Annotated in this window: 1 protein-coding gene; it reads right to left on the bottom strand. The window is 30.5% G+C overall.

The window, feature by feature from the left end; translation table 11 throughout:
- The coding region (locus I6U49_RS16855; RefSeq protein ID WP_198629701.1) for a Fic family protein at nt 1-341 on the bottom strand (341 nt) is incomplete at both ends.

Here is a 341-nt window from a genome sequence, read left to right as displayed (position 1 = left end):
TGAATGAATTCCATTTCATAATGAAAAACACAACTTTTAATAAGTTCTATTTCTTCTGATTTCTTCAAATAATCAAATAAATCTTTCATTAAAAAGGGGACATTTTGATATGGCGGAGCAAAGTGTTCTACCTCTGATCCCTTCATTATGCCAACACCTTGTTTTCTATATTTCCCGGCATCTTCAATTAGGTTTTTCATTAAATGTTTATGACATTTTAGAAATGATTTCTCATCAAAAGCATTGTAATTTTCCAGGTGTTCATAAATTTCAATTGCATTGAGAACTTCTTTCACATCCTTTTTAGGGCCAATTATTCTTTTATGTTCTAGAAGCGCTGT

The organism is Salegentibacter maritimus (assembly GCF_016236915.1).
Taxonomy (GTDB): Bacteria; Bacteroidota; Bacteroidia; order Flavobacteriales; family Flavobacteriaceae; genus Salegentibacter; species Salegentibacter maritimus.
Note: the sequence above shows the minus strand (reverse complement) of the source record. Positions and strands in the feature narration are given on the sequence as shown.